We start from the raw sequence: 20,997 nt of genomic DNA on the forward strand, positions 1-20,997 counted from the left end.
TCTCAAAAATTAAACTTTGAACAAATTTATGTTCTTCTTAAATAAGGTTCAATGTAAATGAAATTATATGGGCGCTTTTGCTAGAACTATTGAGTGAATTAGAGCATCTATATCTAAAAGAAAACCGTCCCAAAATTTATTTTGGGACGGCTTCTTTTACCAAAAAATAAAGACACATATAAATCCAGAAATAGCTAAATAGCTATATAAGTAAAAAACTTTTGTTCTTGTTTTCTCTTTTGTTCGAAACAGTACGATAGTCGGTTCAATTAAACCGATTGTCAAACAAAGTAGGCCAAGAAGCATACAACCAATCGAGATAGAATACAGGGCGATTTGTGGTGCTTGAAATGGAATCATCCATTTTAATAAAAATGCAATAAGTGCAGTGTAACAAATACTACCGATGTATTTATTCAGTGGTGTATTAGAACGAAAACCAGGAAGTTTTTTTAAGAAAGAGCGGGAAACAACTTCTGTTTGTAAAGATGTATGCTCTTCAATAATTTTTTGAGCTTCTTTTCCTTTTTGAAAAAGAGATAAGATCCAATTTCGCTCACCCTGAAAAATAAATTGAGAAGTTGTCAAATAGTGATCAATCTTCACTTTATTCCAACTCTTCCACGGATGACGCTCACACAATTTTAATTTACTTTCTGTTTTTTTATCATACTGATAAATACTGATGCCATCTTCATCGAAAGTAGCATAGTATGTCTCGTTTGAGAATGTGCCTAAATCAATTGGGCAGTAGAAAAGTAATTCTTTTTTTAAGTAAAAGTATTCTTTTCTTAAGTTTTTTTTCATTGCTTCTCGAATAGAATGTCTCTTGTCTTTTTTCATGACATTTCCTCCATAACTCAGAAAATGTTCTTATCTTAACAATTCAATATCTTATCACTTTTAATTATATATGACTAGGTAATTCAAAAGAGAAATGCCGAATAATAAAAAATATGGATTGTATTGTAAAATATCTCGCAATTTATTTTTTGTTACGAAAAATAAATAACTAATTTTAAATAAGTTACAATTTTTTAGTTCACAATGTTATGAGGTTGTTGTATAATGAAGGGGAAAATAGAATATCGGTCTATCTTCGGGGCAGGGTGAAAATCCCGACCGGCGGTGATGAACTATTTATGATTTTGTTCTAAGCCCGCGAGCCGTTAAGGCAGGATTTGGTGTGATTCCAAAGCCGACAGTATAGTCTGGATGGGAGAAGATGGAGGTTCAAGCGTTCAAAAAAGATATGGATTTGAACGTCTGTTTGATGTGCCTTAAATTCTCCCTTTGTGTAAAACACAAAGGGTTTTTTCGTTCTATGAAAAAATAGGCATAGCAGAACCTTTCCACTTTCCATGAGATGATCGATGGAAAAGGAGAGAGAAAAATGAAACAAAAAAACAGTGTAGTGCAGATGGTGAGTGTAGCGATGCTAAGTAGTATTGCATATTTACTAATGATGTTAGATTTTCCGTTCCCAGGGCTTCCGCCATTTTTGAAAATTGATTTTAGTGATGTACCAGCTCTAATTGCAGCAATTATCTTTGGACCAGTAGCAGGAGTGATTGTAGAGGCGATAAAGAACATTTTACATTACGGGATTCAAGGAAGTTTAACGGGAGTACCAGTTGGAGAGATTGCAAACTTTATTGCAGGATGCTTATTTATTGGACCAGCAGCTTTCTTATTTAGAAAGTATCGTACTGTGAAGAGTTTAACTACAGGATTAATGCTAGGGACAATTACAATGGCACTTATTATGAGTGTATTAAACTACATCATCATATTCCCGGCTTACACTTGGTTTTTAAATTCACCGGCTATGTCTAGCGAAGCTATAAGAACAACGGTTGTAACGGCAATCTTACCATTTAATTTAATTAAAGGGATTGTTGTAACAATTGTATTTGTAGCATTATTCTCACGCCTGAAAGTATGGGTGTTTGCAAAAATGAAAAATGCATAATATATATTAAAACCATTAGTAGTGTGAAACTACTAATGGTTTTTTATTAAGAAAAATAAAATTTAGATACAAAAAATGCCCCTCATCAATATGAGGGGCATTTTTTGAAGTTAATAAAAGACTATTCGAATTTTAAAGCGTCTCCGTCGAATGATTCGTCAGCAACTTTAATTGAGTCAGTTGGACAGCCTTCGAATGCATCCATCATATCTTCAATTAATACATCTGGAATTTCAACGATACCTTGGTTATCATCTAATGTTACAAATGCAATACCTTCATCATCATAGTCATAAATGTCTGGTGCAGCAGCGCCACAAGCACCACATGCAATACAAGTATCTTTATCAACGATTGTATATTTTGCCATCTTTTTTCCCTCCTGATAATATGTATGTGAAAAGCTCGCCATAAAAATTATAACCTTATTGTAAAACGGTTTGTAAAACTTTTCAACATAAAATTATAATGATAATGCTTATCAATTAGAGTGTCAACTTATTTTTGAATTATGTCATAAGATTTTCAAAATACGTAAATATGATTTCGTTTGATACAATAGAATATATACAAGTATATAGTTCTCATATGATAAGTTTAATGAGCGAAAGTAGATAGTGTAATTGTACTGAAAAGAATGAAGTTAAGATTGGAAGGTGGAAGCGGTCATGCAAATACAATATACTTTGTTGCATTGTTTAAAACAATTGAATGGTGAAAGAACCGTTTCTTCTATTTATTATTTACTAAAGGGCAAACGTTCTTCGCAAACTTTACAAGATGGAAATATGTTCCGAATTTCTTTTTTGTTCGGAATATACAAATCATTGAATAGAAATGACTATGATGGTGAAGTTGCAAAGTTGTTGCAAGCGAATTTTATTCAAGAAATACATGAAAATACATATGTGTTAACACCTACGGGTAAAATGCAGTTACATAAATGGGAGGAAGTTTATGCTTTTCCGGCGCATTTGCATGGTTTACATTATGGTGAATTAGGTGAAACATTTTGGAAAAGATTATCATTAATTATTCAAACTATATCAAATTTACAACAGAATAATACGAAGTTTATCCCAATTCAGCAAGATACAGAAATAATGATGTGGGTGAAACGTTTTCTAACAGGAATACCATATAAGAGAAGTGAGTTGGCGAGAAAACTATGGACGGAAGTATATAATCTTTTAGAAAAGAGCAATACGATAGAAGCGACGATTGTAACATATCGACTAACGGGTTATGAACGTATTGGTTGTACATTGCAACAATTAGCAGAAATTACGAAACAAGATATATTCAGGGTGTATTTTTTATTTTGGGGTACAATGCATTTCTTTATACAAGAAGTTCGTGATAAAGAAAATGAATTTCCACTATTAGCTGAAATTATATCTTATCCAAATGAAAGAGCTGAATTATTTAGTTTATCGACGAAAAAAACATATAATTTTTGGAGACAAGGACGTTCTTTAGAAGAAATAGCGACGATTCGGAATTTAAAGGTTGCAACGATAGAAGATCATTTTGTTGAAATTGCTTTGCGAGAAAAAGATTTTTCTATTGAAATGTTTATGGAAAAAGAAAAGATAGACAAAGTAATAAAAGTAATTGAAGCATTGCAAACGCGGAAGTTACGTGTTTTGAAACAAGCGGTTGGAGAAGAGATCTCTTATTTTGAAGTTCGTCTTGTATTAGCGCGGATGGAGGGTGTAAATGAAACTTGAAGAATATTTATATAAGTGGTTTGGATATTCTGAATTTCGTCCAGGTCAAAAAGGAGTTATTACAGATTTATTAGAAGGAAAAGATGTGATAGCAATGCTTCCGACTGGAAGAGGGAAATCTATGTGCTATCAGTTTCCGGGGCTTATGCGAGAAGGAACAGTGCTTGTTGTATCACCGTTATTATCTTTAATGGAAGATCAAGTAACACAATTAAAGTATGTTGTGAAAAACCGAGTAATAGCATTTAATAGTTTTCGGACATTAAATGAAAAAAGAGAAGCGATGAAAAAATTATCTTCATATAAATTTATTTTTGTTTCACCAGAGATGTTACAGTCGGAGTTATTAATTAGGGAATTGAAGAAAATTCATATTTCATTATTTGTTGTTGATGAGGCTCATTGTATTTCTCAATGGGGTTATGATTTTAGACCGGACTATAAAAAACTAAATATAGTTATTGAAAATATTGGTTCTCCTACAGTATTAGCATTGACAGCCACAGCGACAAAAGGGGTACTGCAGGATATCGCAAATAGTTTAAATTTAAAGGGTGCCGCGGAACATGTATACTCTATTGACCGTCCTAATATTGCAATGGATGTGCAATTTGTAGAGACGATAGAAGAAAAGAAAGAGGCGCTTTTAGAGCAGGTGATGTATTTACAAGGGCCGGGGATTGTATATTGCTCAAGTAGAGCGTGGACAGAAAGGTTAACGGAATACTTGAGAGGAAAAGGTGTTACTGGTGTAGCTTTTTATCATGGTGGTATGGAACATGAAGAGCGTATGTTAATTCAACAGCAGTTTATGAACGATCAACTGCAACTTGTAATATGCACAAGTGCATTTGGCATGGGGGTAAATAAGGCGAATACGCGATATATTATTCATTTTCATTATCCAACTAATATAGCTTCTTACTTACAAGAAATCGGAAGAGCTGGAAGAGATGGCGAACCGAGTATAGCTATTTTATTATGTAGTCCGTTGGATCATGATTTACCAATTTCAATCATTGAGGATGAATTGCCAAGTAAGTCACAAATACAATTTTTATTTTCTTTACTACAAGAAAGAATGTTTCAAACGAAAGAATTACCAATAGAAGATGTAGAAGAAATTTGTTATAATGCAGCAAGATTTAATGAGCAATATTGGCGTTTCGTTCGTTATCATCTCGAACAGGTTGGAATTATACAACAACGAAGATTATTATTAGAAGGTTTGTCAGATGAAATTATGAACCGATTAATAGCTGAAGTAGAAATAAGGTTGCGTAATAAATATAGTGAGCTAGAAAATATGAAGTCATGGATACAAGTTAAAGGATGTAGACGTGAATATGTGCTGCAACAGTTCGGTTATAGGAAAGAGCAAGAGTTAATTAATTGCTGCGATTATTGCGGTATTACAAAAGAAGATTATAAAAAAAGACGAGCGCAACAATCGGATTTCGACTATAATTGGGAAACAGAGTTACAAAAGCTTTTCGGCCTAGAAAAGATGGAGGAATGATGAACATTCAAAGGCATAATGTTGAAGATATGAGTCCGCAGGAAATAAGGCTGAATCTATATATAACACAGTTAATTATTATCGGTATTGGCTGTTTACTGGCATATATATTATTTCAAGATGTAAAAGAAGTCTTTAATTTATGGAAATGGGAACCAGTATCTATACTTATTATAGGTGGTTTGTTAGCGATTGGTATTGTGTTATTAGATTATGTTGCAATGCGAGTGTTTCCGGAGTCTTGGTTTGATGATGGTGGTATTAACGATAAGATGTTTCGAGGAATGTCCGTTCTACACTTACTCGTTATTACGTTCTTAATTGGTTTTGCAGAAGAATTTTTATTTAGAGGTGTAGTACAGACTCATTTTGGAATTGTAATTGCGAGCTTCGTATTTGCAGTGTTACATATTCGTTATATAACAAAGCCATTTTTGTTTTGTTTCGTCTGTTTCATTAGTTTTGTCTTTGGTTATGTATTTGAATGGACAGGAAATTTGTTTATAACAATCTTTGCACACTTTCTTGTTGATTTTATAATGGGACTCCAATTAAGAAAATAAATGGAAGGTGGTGGTGAACAACATGAGGAAACGAATTCCTGATTTTGAAGAGGAATTAGAAGTTGAGCGAGTGGAAGAAAAAGAAAGTTTACCGCCGCGTAGTGAAATTCATAGAAATAAAGAAAAAAAACAAAAGTTTAAAATAAATCACATTTTCGTCCGGGTTTTAACATTTCTATTCATTCTGCTGCCGATTAGTATTTTGTGGTACACGGATAAATATATTCAGGTGAAGGGTGATAGTAATAATGCCGGAAAAAGTGCGTTTGAAGTAATCTTCTTTGATTCAGCTAAATCTGAGTCGCAGAAACATTCTGAAAAAGTAATAACGCATACTGTGAAAGAGGGAGAAACTTTAGAAAGTATAGCGAAGCAATATTTTTCAGATGGAAATGGAATTGAAGTAATTAAAAAGTATAATAACTTGCAAGACGATGAAGTGAGTGCAGGTCAAGAATTAAAAATTCCGATAAAAGATAAGTCCACAAAGCAAGAAAGCTAGTGAGTTAAGCGATCACAGTTTGTTATAAAAGCCTAGGATTATCTTTATGAGGAGGGGAGTCAAAAATATGATATGGATTATATTATTCAGTACTCTCATAGGCATGGGGATTTTATTGCTTCTTGTGATGTATAAAGAAGCGATGCGTAATACGGTGTTGGAACATACTTTAGTATTTAAAGAATTTCCGAAAAGTTTTCAAAAAGTAAATGTGTTTTTTATTTCTGATATTCATAGAAGAGTCATTTCGAATTTGTTAATTGAACAAGTAAAAGGAAAAGTAGATCTCGTAATTATCGGAGGAGATTTAGCAGAGAAAGGTGTCTCTTTATCAAAAATCTCTGCGAATATTCAAAAGTTAAGAGAGATAGCTCCTGTATATTTTGTGTGGGGAAACAATGATTATGAGATAGAATATCATGAATTAGATGCGTTATTATTAGAAAATAACGTAAAAGTTTTAGATAATACAAGAGTGGTATTTGAGTCTGAATTAGGCGAGAAAATTTGTTTGCTCGGTATAGATGATGTTGGATTGCACCGTGATCGTCTAGATTTGGCATTGGCGGATTGTAAAGAAGATGGTTTTCGTATCCTAGTTAGTCACAACCCTGATATAATAAAAAAAATGTCTGGAAATGAACAGATTTCACTTGTCTTAAGTGGACATACGCATGGAGGGCAAATCCGATTATTCCCATCTAAAAAATATTTAAAAGGTGGCGTATATAACCATTTAAATACGATTCTCTTTGTTAGTAATGGGTATGGAACAACATTGATACCACTTCGTTTCCGAGCACCTGCTCAAACACACATCATTACATTGTGCGGAGGGAAATGATGCCAACTCTTAATGGGAAATACAATATAAAAGCCGTTTCGAATATAATTGGAGTTCAGCCGAGTACGCTTCGTGCATGGGAAAGACGATATCAAATTATTGCCCCAAAGCGGAATCAAGCTGGGCATCGTTTATATACAGAAGAGCATATTCAAATTTTAAAATGGTTAATGGAAAAAGTTTCTTCCGGTATGATGATTGGACAAGCAGTTCAATTATTAGAAGAAAATCGTTTGCAGAGTACAGTTCAAAAAGAGATACATTTCGATAAAGAAGTTGTTTTAGTGGACGATTTGCTACAAGCTTTGTTAAAATTTGATGAAATTACAATTGCTGCATTATTAAACGAAGCTTTTAGTATATATTCAACAGAGAAGGTTGTTGCCAGTATTGTTCTTCGAGTGACAGACAAATTATTAACGTCAAAAAATAATAATGAGATTTCAATGGTGCAATTTCAATATGCACTATCATTTTTACAAACGCGTCTAGGGATGGTGTATCACAATGCCTCAATGTTTTCCTCTTTACACAAAGTTATTGTGTTAGAAAAGGATGCATTGAAAGGATTTATTTTTTCAACTTATTTACGCTTAAAAGGATATGAGGCGATATATATTAGGACAAGCTTAGCTGAAGATGGTATGTTATCAGCGGTAGAGGAAATACAGCCGAAATATGTATTTATATCTTTTGCTGACGAACAAGAAATGAAAAAGACGATGAACTTTATAAATTTATTACAAGAAAAAAGGGAATCTCTTTCTGTTGGATTTATCGGAAAGCTAGGCGTTCTAAACCAGTTGGACATTGAAACAATCTTAATTGGTGATACGAAAGAAGAATGGGATGGATGGTTAAAAATGTCGGAATAGTTGTTCGAAAAGAACCATCTATTTTCTATTTCATATAATAAAAATTAGATGCATTGGTTACGTAGGGAGGGTATGAGATGAGGCTGGAACGATTAAATTACAATAAGATAAAAATTTTTCTAACATTTGATGATTTATCTGAACGAGGATTAACGAAAGAAGATTTATGGAGAAATGCACCGAAAGTACAGCAATTATTTCGTGATATGATGCAAGAAGCAAATAAGGAATTAGGGTTTGAAGCAGATGGTCCGATTGCAGTTGAAGTGTTTTCTCTACAAGCACAAGGGATGGTTGTAATTGTAACGAAAGAAAATCAAGAAATGGATACAGATGATGAGTTCCGTGACGAGTTTATTGAAATGCAAGTGACTCTAGATGAAAGTGAGCATATATTATATGAGTTTGCTACGCTAGATGACGTAATTAACCTGTCGAATCGCTTATATAACCTTGGTGTAACTGGCGGAAAGCTATATACGTGGGATGAGCGCTTCTATCTTTGGGTGGAAGAAGAGGAACAAATTCAATTGTTAAAGGCGGATTTTATAGCTATTTTAGCGGAATACGGTAATCCGTCTACAGCAACCATTTATCGCATCATGGAGTACGGTAAAGAATTAATGGATGTTAACGCGATAGAGCAAATACACAATTACTTTGTGAAAAAACAAAACCTCAGCTAATACAACATAGCTGAGGTTTTGTTTTTATTTGGAGAAGGGAAGGGATGATTGTAAATACTCGAACATACTTTTTGAAAATAAAATATGCAGTTTTATGGGAGTGTGGTTGATGGAAATAAAAAATATTTAAATATTTAAGTATTTTACTTTTCTAAAAGTAATAAAAGGACTATAATAATAGTGAAAACGCTTGCAATAGAAAATAGTTTGTATATATTTGTTAGCGTTTTCTATTGCATTCCAAATTTAAGGGTGTATACTAGGCAATGAAGGTTTACTAAACAAGTGAAATTACAGGGGGTTTACTTACTATGGTAGCCGAAAAGGGAACTCAAACAAAAACACAACAACAAAGGGAACAACATTTTGAACTATTGAATTCAACACAAATTGTTATTAGTGAAGCGTTAGAAAAATTGGGTTATCCAAACGAAGTATATGAATTATTAAAAGAACCAATTCGTATGATGACAGTGAAAATACCAGTTCGTATGGATGACGGGACTGTTAAAATATTTACAGGATATCGTGCACAACATAATGATGCTGTTGGTCCAACGAAAGGTGGGATTCGCTTCCATCCGAATGTAACAGAAAATGAAGTGAAAGCACTTTCAATCTGGATGAGTTTAAAATGTGGTATTGTTGATTTGCCATATGGTGGAGGTAAGGGTGGAATTATTTGTGATCCACGTGAAATGTCATTCCGTGAGTTAGAAAGATTAAGTCGCGGTTATGTACGAGCAATTAGCCAAATCGTAGGACCGACGAAAGATATTCCAGCTCCAGATGTATTCACAAACTCTCAAATTATGGCATGGATGATGGATGAGTATAGCCGTATTGATGAATTTAATTCACCAGGATTTATTACAGGTAAACCGCTTGTATTAGGTGGATCACATGGACGTGAAACAGCAACAGCGAAAGGTGTAACAATTTGTATTCGCGAAGCTGCGAAAAAACGTGGCATTGATATTAAGGGTGCACGCGTTGTTGTTCAAGGATTCGGTAATGCTGGTAGCTTCTTAGCTAAATTTATGCATGATGCAGGTGCGAAAGTTATTGCAATCTCAGATGCTTACGGCGCGTTACATGATCCAAATGGATTAGATATTGATTATTTATTAGACCGTCGTGATAGCTTCGGTACAGTAACAAAGCTATTTAACAATACAATTTCAAACAAAGAATTGTTAGAACTTGATTGCGATATTTTAGTTCCAGCTGCAATTGAGAACCAAATTACAGAAGAAAATGCTAATGATATTAAAGCGAAAATCGTTGTTGAAGCAGCAAATGGTCCAACAACATTAGAAGCGACTAAAATTTTAACGGATCGCGGAATTTTACTTGTTCCAGACGTGTTAGCAAGTGCTGGTGGTGTAACAGTATCTTACTTTGAGTGGGTACAAAATAACCAAGGTTACTACTGGACTGAAGAAGAAGTAGAACAACGTTTAGAAAAAGTAATGGTAAGATCATTTGATTCTATTTATGAAACAGCACAAGTTCGTAAAGTGAACATGCGCTTAGCGGCGTACATGGTTGGTGTTCGTAAAATGGCTGAAGCAAGCCGCTTCAGAGGTTGGGTATAAAATATTATATCTTGAGAAAACGTGATTTCCTTTCGAGGGAATCACGTTTTTTTGTTGAAGTATTAAATGAGGTGTTGTATATGGAGAATGAAATGCTGGAACGAGTAGAACAATTAGAAGAAAAGGTTAATAGGTTAGAGGGAGAACTCGCAAGAACGATGAAAGCTCGCAAAATAAGTACCGTTCGGATGTTCGGGGAAGGGCTACTGTTTCTGATATTTGGTGTGGTTGTAGTAGGGCCGATTATTGCCGTTGTAATCTCAATTTTTACTTGGCTTGCTGAAAAATAAAATAAAAATAAAAAAGAACGCTTGTTCTATGCGAACAAACGTGCTATACTCTCCTTAGATAAACAAAACGGAAATGATTTTAAGGAGAGATAAATGATGAAAATGACAGTAGACCAAAGATTTATGATGCCAGCAGATGTTGTAGAGCGAGTGGAAGTATTACGAAACAAACAAAGCAAGCGTGGCACATTATTACAATCGGTAAATAAATTTTTCGGTTTAGATACGAAAGAAGATTGTGTTTGGTTTTACGGTTTTTATGGAGTGGCTGTAAGTATCTTGTTGTTTATGGTGTTCACTTCAAATATTTTCGATTTTCTCTTCGCGTAAGAAATATGCGATAAGGACATTGCTACCGAATACATATATAAGGAAGTAAGGTAATCTTCTAGAGCGGGAGTTGGTAGCAATGGCGATGTTTCCTATAGAGCGCAATTATATTGGATATGGAAGTTCACGACCGGGGATTCCTCTGACTAAAGTGAGATTTATCGTAAGCCATGATACGGGGAATCCTGGAAGCAATGCGATAGGCAATCGAGATTACTTTAATGAATTACAACCGAAAGCTTCGGCACATACATTTATAGATGATAAAACAATATTGGAGATTATTCCTATAAATGAAGTTGCGTATCATGTTCGATATGGTGTGCCGACGGATAATGACTTATATGGCTATGACGCGAATAAGGCGGCCATTGGAGTGGAACTTTGTTATGGTGGTGATGTTAACTTTTGGGAAGCGTATAATCGTTTTACATGGTATCATGCGTATTTATGCCAAAACTTTGGCTTAAATCCGAAAAAAGATATCGTGTCACATAAAACGCTTGATCCAGCTAGAAAGATTGATCCTGAGAATGTATTAGGGAAACAAGGTATTAAATTTCAGCAGTTTTTAGCAGATGTCTATCGGATGTACGTTTCGTTTAGATGACAAATATATGAAAAATGAATACAATAAAGATAGGTGCCTACTGCTGTAAGTAGGTTTTTTCTTGTTTTTATAAATAGTGCATTGGTAGAAGACTAGGAGTGGACGAGTATGCAGAAAGAAACAGTTATTATAATCGGAGGCGGTCCGTGCGGATTAGCGGCTGCAATTTCGTTGCAAAAGGTAGGGATAAATCCGTTAGTAATTGAAAAAGGAAACATTGTAAATGCCATTTATAATTATCCAACTCATCAAACATTTTTCTCTTCTAGTGAAAAATTAGAAATTGGTGATGTAGCTTTTATTACAGAAAATCGTAAGCCATTTCGAAATCAAGCGCTTGCGTATTATCGTGAAGTAGTAAAACGTAAATCTGTACGTGTAAATGCTTTTGAGCGAGTGGAGAAAGTTCAAAAAGATGGAGAAGTTTTTCAGGTTGAGACGACAAAGCGTGACGGAAGTAAGGAAATGTATATAGGGAAATATATTGTTGTAGCAACTGGATATTATGATAATCCAAATTATATGAATGTTCCAGGTGAGGAATTGAAGAAAGTAGCTCACTATTTTAAAGAGGGGCATCCTTATTTTGATCGAGATGTAGTAGTTATAGGTGGGAAAAACTCGAGTGTAGATGCCGCGTTAGAACTTGTTAAATCTGGTGCACGTGTAACGGTACTGTATCGTGGAAGTGAGTATTCACCAAGCATAAAGCCTTGGATTTTGCCGGAATTTGAGGCGTTAGTACGAAACGGTACAATTCAAATGCATTTTGGAGCTCATGTGAAAGAGATTACTGAGCATACATTAACGTTTACAGTTGATGGTGAAGCTTTTACAATCAAAAACGATTTTGTATTTGCGATGACTGGTTATCATCCTGATCATAGCTTCTTAACGAAGATGGGTGTTCAGATTGATGAAGAAACAGGACGTCCAATTTATACAGAGGATAGAATGGAAACGAATGCTGAAAATATTTTCATTGCAGGTGTCATTGCTGCTGGAAATAATGCAAATGAAATATTTATCGAGAACGGTAGATTTCATGGAGATGCGATTGCGCAAACCATTGCATCAAGAGAAAAATAAAAAGGAGCTGTCGGGAAAATCTCGACAGCTCCTTTTTATTCGTGCATAAACATATTTTGAATGGATTCATGAGAATTTGTATTCTCTAATGCAACAAGTAATTTAATGCGTGCTTTTTGTGCATTTAAGCCGTATGTGAATACAATGCCCATATCTTTTAAGTGTTTACCGCCACCTTCATACGAATATACGTCTTGAACGATACCGTTGAAACAGCGAGAAACTAATACGACAGGAATACCTTTATTTAATAATCTTTCTAGGCTAGGCAGTGTTCTTGGAGGGAGATTACCTTGTCCAAGAGCTTCGATAACAATGCCGTCTACAGGAAGATTTTCGATTGCTGCTAATAATGTATCATCCATGCCAGCATATGCTTTTAGAACAACTACATTTTTAGACACTTTATTTATCGTATATGATTCGCGATGTACTAAAGCGTGATGGAAGACAACGCCGCGTTTTGTTACCATTCCAATTGGTCCGTATTGTGGACTTTGGAATGTTGCGACATTACTTGTATGTGTTTTCGTTACATTTGTAGCGCAATGAATTTCGTCGTTTAATACGACTAAAACACCTTTTTCTGCAGCTTCATCACAACTAGCAACTTTTACAGCTGATAAGAAGTTATATAGACCATCAGCACCTAACTCATTGCTAGAGCGCATTGCACCTGTCACTACGATCGGAATAGTTGCTTGTACTGTTAAATCTAAGAAATAAGCTGTTTCTTCTAATGTATCCGTACCATGCGTAATAACTACGCCATGAATGTTGTCTTGTTTTACTCTTTCATCAATGATGACTTGTAATTGTAACATTTCGCTCGGTGTCATATGAGGAGATGGTAGATGGAACACATCTTCAACGATTAAATCAACATCGCCTTCTAAATCAGGAATGAATTTTAAAAGAGGATTTTTTTTACCTGGTTGTACGACCCCAGTTTCTTTATCTTCCTCCATTGCAATTGTTCCACCTGTGTGTAAAACTAGGATTCTTTTCAATGCTTATACCCCTTTCAAGTAAAAAAATACATTTAGAACATAACATGTTTTGAGTAAATTCGACAATGGAAATGTATAAAAGTATGCCTCGAAAATGACAATAAAATTAACTGCTATATGTACGATGTATAAAATTACGAAACGAAATGTGCAAATATAGTATAGGAGGGAGAAATTACGTTGAAAAAGATGGAGAGAATTTTTATTCGTATATTGATAATACAATTCATTTGTCTTTCTGTTGTACAATTGTTATTTATACATAAGTCATCAGTGAAATATTTATCTAAAATTGTTTATTATGAGGGTGTTATGGTAAAAAACAAAGTGGAAATCTTGCAGGTGAATCGGTAGTTTTCATTTTCTTCTATGAAGGATTATGCTACAATAATTGAGGATTTAATGACGCGAAGCAAATGAGAAGAAGCAGGGTGAACACCTGCTTTTCGTTTTGTTTTATAAGTGAAAAAATGAGGTGTTACAATGGATAAACGAATTTCAATTGCTATAGATGGTCCAGCAGCTGCAGGGAAAAGTACAGTGGCAAAAGTTGTTGCGAAGGAACTTTCTTATGTTTATATTGATACAGGTGCAATGTACCGTACGCTTACATATGCAGCCCTTGAACAAAAAGTAGACATTGAAAATGAAGAGCAGTTAATGGAAGTTGTAAAGAATGTAAATATTGAGTTTCAGCAAGGAGAAAATACACAGCTTGTATTTTTAAATGGACAAGATGTTTCTGAAGTAATTCGTACACCTGATGTGACGAATCGAGTATCTATTGTAGCGAAACATCGCCTTGTTCGTGAAGAAATGGTACGTCGTCAGCAAGAGTTAGCGAAAAAAGGCGGCGTTGTAATGGACGGCCGTGATATTGGTACACATGTATTACCGGATGCTGAAGTGAAAATCTTTATGCTTGCTTCTGTTGAAGAAAGAGCGGAAAGAAGGCATTTAGAAAATTTAAATAAAGGTTTCGATTCTAATTTAGAGCAGCTAAAAGAAGAAATTGCTCAGCGTGATAAATTAGATTCAGAACGCGAAGTTTCTCCACTAAAAAAGGCTGATGATGCATTGGAATTAGATACGACTTCTTTATCAATTGAAGAAGTTGTCCAAAAAATTATGAGCATTGTTTCTGGAGTGTTTGCGAAATAAAGAAAGGGGATAATCCTCTTTCTTTTTTTGTTTAAATAGAAATGTAAAGGATACGTGAATTGTGAGTCTCTTTCCTTGACAAATGAGCTGATTTGTAAGAAGTTAGTTAAAGAGGAATAAAACTGTCAGAATATATTCGCTATTATATTTCAAAACATACTTTTTTCAAGCTGGTTTTGCTGTATACTATTTATATAGGTTTAATATATTTTCTTGTGAATGTTATTGAAAAAGAGTATGTGATGAGAAATTCTTAAACATGCAAATGAAAACTTTGTTTTCATTTCGTATATACATAAAAAATGCTTTGTCAATTCTGTAGGGAGGTATTTCCATGGTAGAGAAAATGAATGAAGAAGTTATGGATTCAAAAGAATTACAAGTTGGTGACGTTGTTACAGGTTGTGTAACGAAGGTTGAAGAGAAACAAGTGCTTGTAAATGTTGGATACAAAACAGATGGCGTAATTCCAATTAGTGAATTAGCTAACGTTCATATTGAAAAAGCAAGCGATGTTGTAGAATTAGATCAAACACTAGAGTTGAAAATTATTAAATTAGAAGAAGATGATCTTGTCTTATCTAAACGTGCTGTTGATGCAGAAAAAGCATGGGTAGAACTACAAGAGAAATTTACTTCTGGTCATGTATTTGATGTTACTGTAAAAGATATTGTGAATGGCGGATTAGTTGTGGACCTTGGTGTTCGCGGTTTTATTCCAGCTTCACTTGTAGAAGTACATTATGTAGAAGACTTTACTGACTATAAAGGTAAAACATTAGCTGTGAAAATTGTTGAATTAGACCGTGAAAAAAATCGTGTAATCCTTTCGCATAAAGCGGTAGTAGAATTAGAACTAGATTCTAAGAAAAAAGAAGCAATTTCTTCATTAAAAGAAGGGGACGTTGTTGAAGGAACAGTACAACGATTAACTGACTTTGGCGCATTCGTTAATGTTGGTGGAGTGGACGGTTTAGTTCACATTTCACAAATTTCACACGAACGTGTAGAGCAACCTTCTGAAGTGTTAGAGCAAGGTCAAAAGGTTAAGGTAAAGGTGTTATCTGTTGATGCTGATACACAACGTATTTCTTTATCAATTAAAGCAGCTCAACCAGGACCTTGGGAAAACGTTGCTGGCGAAATAAAAGCTGGAGATATTCGTGAGGGAGTAGTAAAACGCCTTGTTACATTTGGTGCATTCGTTGAGATTTTACCGGGCGTTGAAGGACTTGTACACGTATCTCAAATTGCAAATCGTCACGTGAAAAATCCGAATGAAGTATTGGAAATGGGACAAGAAGTAAAAGTGAAAGTACTTGAAGTTCACGTAGCAGAGAAACGTATTTCTTTAAGTATAAAAGAAGCGCTTGAGGAAAATAATGTAACTGAAGATTATAGTCAGTATGAGCCAAATGCTGATTCTGCTACTTTCCAATTAAGTGATATTATTGGTGAACAACTGAAAAAATTAAAGAAATAATGAGGGGTACAAGTGGTAAGGGCAAAACGTAAATTAGATCATATTGAATACGCTCTTTCTACTGGTCAGTCTCGTACGCATGGCTTTCATGATATTGATTTTGTGCATCAAAGCTTGCCAAATTCAAATTATGACACAATAACATGTGAAACAAAAATCGGCGAACTTTCACTAAGTTCGCCGATTTTTATCAATGCGATGACTGGTGGTGGAGGAGAGAAAACGTTACATATTAATGAGCAATTAGCATATGTAGCGAAACATCATAACCTTGCTATGGCTGTAGGTTCGCAAATGGCGGCGTTAAAAGATGAAAGTGAAGCTGCTTCTTATAAGGTGATCAGAAAGGTAAATCCAAATGGTATTTTCTTTGCTAATTTAGGTAGTGAGGCAACTATCGAACAGGCAGAGCGTGCCGTTGATATGATTGAAGCGAATGCATTGCAAATTCATTTAAATGTCATACAAGAGTTAACGATGCCAGAAGGAGACCGTGATTTTACTGGAGTACTTCAGCGCATTGAGAAAATTGTTTTAAATAGTAAAGTTCCTATCATTGTAAAAGAAGTTGGATTTGGGATGAGTAAGGAAACAGTGCAGCAGTTAGCGAACGTAGGTGTAACAGCAATTGATATTGGTGGGCAAGGTGGTACGAATTTTGCTGCTGTTGAAAATGAAAGAAGACAGCGAATGCTTTCTTATTTTAATAACTGGGGCATACAAACAGCAACCTCGATTATTGAAGCAACCTCTACAAATAATAACCTCTCTTTTATTGCATCTGGGGGCATACAAACAGCGCTTGACGTAGCGAAAGCGATCGCATTAGGGGCGAATACAACTGCGTTTGCTGGTTACTTTTTACGTATTTTAATGCAAGATGGTATCGAGAAGTTAGTGGATGAAATTGAGCTCCTACATACAGATTTGAAATTTATAATGACAGCTCTTGGTGCGAAAACGATAGAAGAGTTGCAATCTGTACCTCTTGTTGTAAAGGGTGAAACGTATCATTGGTTAATGCAGCGTGGTATTGATACTGCGCATTATAGTAGGAGATAAAAAATCAACCGTTCGGTTGATTTTTTTTGTTCTATTCTTTTTCGTAATATAAAGTGGAGAAAGGAATTAGTATTATATAAAAATATCATTTCGTAAAAATTGCAATTGAAAAAGGGTTGAAAAATGTAGATGGTGTGTTGTCGAATTACTGGAGAGAACTTAATTTTTAATAGGAATAGGTGAAGATAAAAAGAAGTAATGGGAGGATATAGTGTGCAAAATATTATTTCAATATAAATAGAAAACATTAAACTGATTATGTAAAAGACGGTTTCGTACAATATCGAAACCGTCTTTTTGCATTAATTAGTGCTGGTTTTGTTTTCGAGCCTGTTCTGGTGTATCAAGTCCAGTTGCACCTGGATATTGTAGTGATTGATCACGATCGGATTCAACGCGGCGTGATTCTCGTAGTTTTCGTTCTTGGCGATCTTTACCCATAATGAATAACACCTCCTTGTTAAAAGTGTTGCTGTTATAAGAAAAAACTATGCGTAAATAAAGTGGATTAACTTTCATAAAAAGTTCCCATAATGGAAAACATAGGAGGTGAAGTTGATGGATGGAAGTACTTTTTATTTTGTAGCTTGGATAGGGTGGATCATTGTAACCTTTTTTATGAAAAAGGACCTTATTCGGTGGAAGTTAGGCGCTTGTATACTGATTTTTATAATTTGCTCTCCGTTACATGTAACGATCGCCTCATTCGTGGTATCAGTAAATGCTCTTTTACTTTGTATTATTTCTTTTATAGGGATCACGCTATATTCTGTCTGGAAAAAATTATATAGCTTACTTTCGGCGCTTATTATTGCAATGTTATATACAAGTTTTCATCTGTTAGAAATATATGATCCGATTTGGATTGTGGTGGATAGAGTGTTTCTGCTAAGTAGTGCTCTTGTGTATGCATCGGTGTTATTGCATGGAGATCGCATATTACGATTATGTTCTCTATATGTAGGGATGTTACAAGGAGAGCTGCTAGTGACATTTATTTTTAGGAAATTGAATTTTCCATATGATTACGGTAGTTTAGCATTTTTTGATATCGTCGCCATTTCTACATTATTCATGGCAATATTGTTTTGGATTGCAAAAGCATCAGTATACATGGAACGGTTTAAGAGAAAAACACGTAAAAGAAAGGCGAGGGTAATACATGACTGAATATACACCAGCCATTTTATGCGGCGTAATAGCGGGGACAGTTACAAGGGTGCTAATGCTTCGGACAGATACGCGGCAATATCCGACGAGGCTACATGGGAAAATTATTCATATTGCAATGGGGTTAATTGCAGCTGCTTTAGGAGCGATTGCAATCCCGTCTATTTTGAAAAAAGATTTTTCTGCCATTACATTTCTTACATTAGCAGCGACACAATTTCGTGATGTACGTAATATGGAAAGAAATACGCTTCAACAATTAGATGGGTATGAGCTCGTACCGCGTGGAAATACATACATTGAAGGAATTGCATTAGTTTTTGAAAGTCGCAACTATTTGGCAATGTTAACGTCGTTTGTGACGACGTTTGCATATATAGGGTTTCGTTCGTGGATTGCTGGAGTAATTATGGCGATCATCGCATTTTTTATTGCGAAAAAATTAATGTCTGGCAGAAGGTTACATGATCTTGTTGATATCGAGCATGTTCCGCTTCGGTTTGAAGGAGCGGGGCTATATATTGATAATATTTACATTATGAATATTGGATTGCCAGCAAGACAAGAAGAAATTATGAAATATGGTATGGGTTTTATTTTAAAGCCGAAATCAATTGATGCGATGGTTACAATCTCAAATTTAGGGCAACGACAAGCTATTTTACACGATGTTTCAGTAGCGTTAGGGATTTATAGAGATTCTGGTACACCAGCGCTTGTACCGTTAGCAAAGCGTGATTTAGAAGATGGCAGGGTTGGGATTTTTGTCCTGCCGCAAGATCAAGATGCAGAGAAAGCGATAGGTGTCATAGGAAATGTACCAACGTTAGAAAGTGCTGTCCATATGTCATCGGAAGCCCCGAAAGGAAGGGGAGATAAGAGATGATGTTAGAAAGTGTTATTCTGGCAGTTATAACAACGACTCCAGAAAAATTTGCAGGTGGTGCTCCTTTATTCGTTTGCGAATCGACAGAGGAACTAGAATTTGTTGCAAATAATTTAGAGGCAATTTTAGATGGTATTGCACATCGCTTACAAGAGAATGTATATATTATTGTGAAACATTAGCAACGTGTGTTATAATGTGAGGTGTTTTGATACGTTGAGAAATATTCTGGAATGCAAATCCCTTCTTGCACAAAGAAGGGTTTTTTACATAATAAACAGAAGCAAGTTGAAAGGATGAAAGTATATGCCGAAACCAGTAATAGCGATAGTAGGTCGCCCGAACGTAGGGAAATCTACTATTTTCAATAGAATTGTTGGAGAAAGAGTTTCAATCGTAGAAGATATTCCAGGTGTAACGCGCGATCGTATTTATAGCGCTGGAGAATGGTTAAATCATGAATTTAACATTATTGATACGGGCGGAATTGATATTGGAGACGAGCCGTTTTTGACACAAATTCGTCAACAAGCTGAAGTAGCAATTGATGAAGCGGATGTTATCATTTTTATGACAAACGGTCGTGACGGTGTAACAGCAGCTGATGAAGAAGTTGCAAAAATTTTATATCGTTCAAATAAACCGGTTGTACTTGCAGTAAATAAAGTGGACAATCCGGAAATGCGCAGTGACATTTATGACTTTTATGCATTAGGATTTGGCGAACCATTCCCAATTTCAGGTACACACGGATTAGGGTTAGGTGACTTACTAGACGAAGCTGCACAACATTTTCCAAAGATTGAAGAAGATGGATATGATGAAGACACAATTCGTTTCTCTTTAATTGGACGTCCAAACGTAGGAAAATCATCACTTGTAAATGCTCTTCTTGGTCAAGAGCGTGTAATTGTTAGTAATGTAGCAGGAACAACTCGTGATGCTGTCGATACACCATATAGTAAAGATGGAAAAGATTATGTAATTATTGATACAGCTGGTATGCGTAAAAAAGGAAAAGTGTATGAAAGTACAGAAAAATATAGTGTACTTCGTGCGCTAAGAGCGATTGAACGTTCTGACGTTGTTTTAGTCGTTTTAGATGGTGAAGAAGGAATTATTGAGCAAGATAAAAAAATCGCTGGATATGCTCATGATTCAGGGCGAGCTGTTGTTATCGTTGTAAATAAATGGGATGCAGTGAAAAAAGACGAAAAAACAATGAAAGCATTTGAAGAAAATATCCGTGCTCATTTCCAATTCTTAGAATACGCACCAATTGTTTTCTTATCTGCAAAAACAAGAAAACGTACACAAACATTAATACCGGTTATCGATGAGGTAAATGAAAGTCATAGTATCCGTATTCAAACGAACGTATTAAACGATGTAATTATGGATGCGGTAGCGATGAATCCGACGCCAACTCATAATGGTAGCCGTCTGAAAATTTTCTATGCAACACAAGTTGCGGTAAAACCACCGACATTTGTTGTGTTTGTAAACGATCCAGAATTATTGCACTTCTCATATGAGCGTTTCTTAAAGAATCGCTTACGTGAATCATTTGGCTTCGTAGGAACGCCGATTCACATTATCGCTAGAGCAAGAGACTAA

25 protein-coding genes and 1 riboswitch are annotated in these 20,997 nt (G+C 35.1%); of the genes, 21 read left to right on the top strand and 4 right to left on the bottom strand.

The genetic code is table 11. The features are described from left to right. Nucleotides 1–156: 156 nt before the first annotated feature. Complete coding sequence (locus NST27_RS07435; protein ID WP_000710837.1) at nt 157–843, bottom strand: hypothetical protein; 687 nt, start codon at nt 841–843, stop codon at nt 157–159. Between the two features lie 248 nt (nt 844–1,091). Then, a riboswitch (FMN riboswitch) is annotated at nt 1,092–1,231 on the top strand. A gap of 162 nt (nt 1,232–1,393) precedes the next feature. Between NST27_RS07435 and NST27_RS07440 the strand changes: the two genes are divergently transcribed. Next, nucleotides 1,394–1,972, top strand: coding sequence for an ECF transporter S component (locus tag NST27_RS07440; protein WP_000810856.1), 579 nt, complete (start codon nt 1,394–1,396; stop codon nt 1,970–1,972). A gap of 121 nt (nt 1,973–2,093) precedes the next feature. Here the strand turns inward: NST27_RS07440 and NST27_RS07445 are convergent, their stop codons facing one another. After that, nucleotides 2,094–2,342 carry a ferredoxin gene (locus tag NST27_RS07445; RefSeq protein WP_001151993.1) on the bottom strand — a complete coding sequence of 83 codons (249 nt, stop codon included), beginning with the start codon at nt 2,340–2,342 and terminating at the stop codon, nt 2,094–2,096. Nucleotides 2,343–2,640: 298 nt separating this feature from the next. Between NST27_RS07445 and NST27_RS07450 the strand changes: the two genes are divergently transcribed. From NST27_RS07450 to NST27_RS07505, 12 genes are all read left to right on the top strand, one after another. Then, nucleotides 2,641–3,702 (top strand): helix-turn-helix domain-containing protein, encoded by a 1,062-nt coding sequence (locus NST27_RS07450; protein WP_001167012.1) that lies wholly within the window; start codon nt 2,641–2,643, stop codon nt 3,700–3,702. Further along, nucleotides 3,692–5,221, top strand: a complete 1,530-nt coding sequence (recQ, locus tag NST27_RS07455) for an ATP-dependent DNA helicase RecQ (protein WP_047385805.1) — start codon at nt 3,692–3,694, stop codon at nt 5,219–5,221. The genes NST27_RS07450 and recQ overlap by 11 nt, the downstream gene beginning before the upstream one ends. Continuing rightward, entirely contained in the window at nt 5,221–5,784 is a 564-nt protein-coding gene (locus tag NST27_RS07460; RefSeq protein WP_001025780.1) for a CPBP family intramembrane glutamic endopeptidase, read from the top strand. Before recQ ends, NST27_RS07460 begins: the two co-directional genes overlap by 1 nt. 22 nt (nt 5,785–5,806) lie before the next feature. After that, nucleotides 5,807–6,286 carry a LysM peptidoglycan-binding domain-containing protein gene (locus tag NST27_RS07465; protein ID WP_001231550.1) on the top strand — a complete coding sequence of 160 codons (480 nt, stop codon included), beginning with the start codon at nt 5,807–5,809 and terminating at the stop codon, nt 6,284–6,286. A gap of 67 nt (nt 6,287–6,353) precedes the next feature. Beyond that, entirely contained in the window at nt 6,354–7,130 is a 777-nt protein-coding gene (locus NST27_RS07470) for a metallophosphoesterase (RefSeq protein ID WP_000637796.1), read from the top strand. After that, nucleotides 7,130–8,005: a MerR family transcriptional regulator gene (locus tag NST27_RS07475; protein WP_001142650.1), complete on the top strand. Its 876-nt coding sequence runs from the start codon at nt 7,130–7,132 to the stop codon at nt 8,003–8,005. Before NST27_RS07470 ends, NST27_RS07475 begins: the two co-directional genes overlap by 1 nt. Before the next feature lie 77 nt (nt 8,006–8,082). Next, nucleotides 8,083–8,691: a genetic competence negative regulator gene (locus tag NST27_RS07480; RefSeq protein ID WP_001235402.1), complete on the top strand. Its 609-nt coding sequence runs from the start codon at nt 8,083–8,085 to the stop codon at nt 8,689–8,691. Nucleotides 8,692–9,002: 311 nt separating this feature from the next. After that, nucleotides 9,003–10,289, top strand: a complete 1,287-nt coding sequence (gudB, locus tag NST27_RS07485) for an NAD-specific glutamate dehydrogenase (protein WP_000225173.1) — start codon at nt 9,003–9,005, stop codon at nt 10,287–10,289. Nucleotides 10,290–10,369: 80 nt separating this feature from the next. Continuing rightward, a complete protein-coding gene (locus tag NST27_RS07490; RefSeq protein ID WP_000426768.1) occupies nt 10,370–10,579 on the top strand; it encodes a hypothetical protein in 210 nt (69 codons plus the stop codon). A gap of 93 nt (nt 10,580–10,672) precedes the next feature. Next, nucleotides 10,673–10,909 (top strand): DUF3961 domain-containing protein, encoded by a 237-nt coding sequence (locus tag NST27_RS07495; protein ID WP_001983018.1) that lies wholly within the window; start codon nt 10,673–10,675, stop codon nt 10,907–10,909. Nucleotides 10,910–10,988: 79 nt separating this feature from the next. Continuing rightward, entirely contained in the window at nt 10,989–11,519 is a 531-nt protein-coding gene (locus NST27_RS07500) for a peptidoglycan recognition protein family protein (RefSeq protein ID WP_001240655.1), read from the top strand. 108 nt (nt 11,520–11,627) lie between these two features. Beyond that, nucleotides 11,628–12,608 carry a YpdA family putative bacillithiol disulfide reductase gene (locus tag NST27_RS07505; protein WP_001168510.1) on the top strand — a complete coding sequence of 327 codons (981 nt, stop codon included), beginning with the start codon at nt 11,628–11,630 and terminating at the stop codon, nt 12,606–12,608. 35 nt (nt 12,609–12,643) lie between these two features. On the opposite strand, the gene ansA is transcribed toward NST27_RS07505, so the two are convergent. Next, nucleotides 12,644–13,618: an asparaginase gene (gene ansA, locus NST27_RS07510; RefSeq protein WP_000822026.1), complete on the bottom strand. Its 975-nt coding sequence runs from the start codon at nt 13,616–13,618 to the stop codon at nt 12,644–12,646. 180 nt (nt 13,619–13,798) lie between these two features. Here ansA and NST27_RS07515 point away from each other — a divergent pair, with 180 nt between their 5' ends. From NST27_RS07515 to NST27_RS07530, 4 genes are all read left to right on the top strand, one after another. Next, nucleotides 13,799–13,972, top strand: coding sequence for a YpfB family protein (locus NST27_RS07515; protein WP_000738057.1), 174 nt, complete (start codon nt 13,799–13,801; stop codon nt 13,970–13,972). 129 nt (nt 13,973–14,101) lie between these two features. Then, complete coding sequence (cmk, locus tag NST27_RS07520; protein WP_000361252.1) at nt 14,102–14,779, top strand: (d)CMP kinase; 678 nt, start codon at nt 14,102–14,104, stop codon at nt 14,777–14,779. 334 nt (nt 14,780–15,113) lie between these two features. Then, on the top strand, nt 15,114–16,262 hold the full coding sequence (gene rpsA / locus NST27_RS07525) for a 30S ribosomal protein S1 (RefSeq protein ID WP_000229548.1): 1,149 nt from the start codon (nt 15,114–15,116) through the stop codon (nt 16,260–16,262). A gap of 12 nt (nt 16,263–16,274) precedes the next feature. Next, nucleotides 16,275–17,324 carry a type 2 isopentenyl-diphosphate Delta-isomerase gene (locus NST27_RS07530; RefSeq protein ID WP_000251037.1) on the top strand — a complete coding sequence of 350 codons (1,050 nt, stop codon included), beginning with the start codon at nt 16,275–16,277 and terminating at the stop codon, nt 17,322–17,324. 306 nt (nt 17,325–17,630) lie between these two features. On the opposite strand, the gene NST27_RS07535 is transcribed toward NST27_RS07530, so the two are convergent. After that, nucleotides 17,631–17,765 carry a YpzI family protein gene (locus tag NST27_RS07535; protein ID WP_000513900.1) on the bottom strand — a complete coding sequence of 45 codons (135 nt, stop codon included), beginning with the start codon at nt 17,763–17,765 and terminating at the stop codon, nt 17,631–17,633. Nucleotides 17,766–17,882: 117 nt separating this feature from the next. Between NST27_RS07535 and NST27_RS07540 the strand changes: the two genes are divergently transcribed. The 4 genes from NST27_RS07540 to der all read left to right on the top strand — a co-directional run bounded on the left by NST27_RS07540 (nt 17,883) and on the right by der (nt 20,997). Further along, a complete protein-coding gene (locus tag NST27_RS07540) occupies nt 17,883–18,494 on the top strand; it encodes a YphA family membrane protein (protein WP_000349095.1) in 612 nt (203 codons plus the stop codon). Beyond that, nucleotides 18,487–19,380: a YIEGIA family protein gene (locus NST27_RS07545; RefSeq protein WP_000141601.1), complete on the top strand. Its 894-nt coding sequence runs from the start codon at nt 18,487–18,489 to the stop codon at nt 19,378–19,380. The genes NST27_RS07540 and NST27_RS07545 overlap by 8 nt, the downstream gene beginning before the upstream one ends. After that, complete coding sequence (locus tag NST27_RS07550) at nt 19,377–19,562, top strand: capping complex subunit for YIEGIA (protein WP_000979059.1); 186 nt, start codon at nt 19,377–19,379, stop codon at nt 19,560–19,562. Before NST27_RS07545 ends, NST27_RS07550 begins: the two co-directional genes overlap by 4 nt. A 124-nt stretch (nt 19,563–19,686) precedes the next feature. Next, entirely contained in the window at nt 19,687–20,997 is a 1,311-nt protein-coding gene (gene der / locus NST27_RS07555) for a ribosome biogenesis GTPase Der (RefSeq protein WP_001125893.1), read from the top strand.

The organism is Bacillus sp. FSL W8-0770 (genome assembly GCF_038008705.1).
In the GTDB taxonomy this organism is placed as follows: Bacteria; Bacillota; Bacilli; order Bacillales; family Bacillaceae_G; genus Bacillus_A; species Bacillus_A cereus.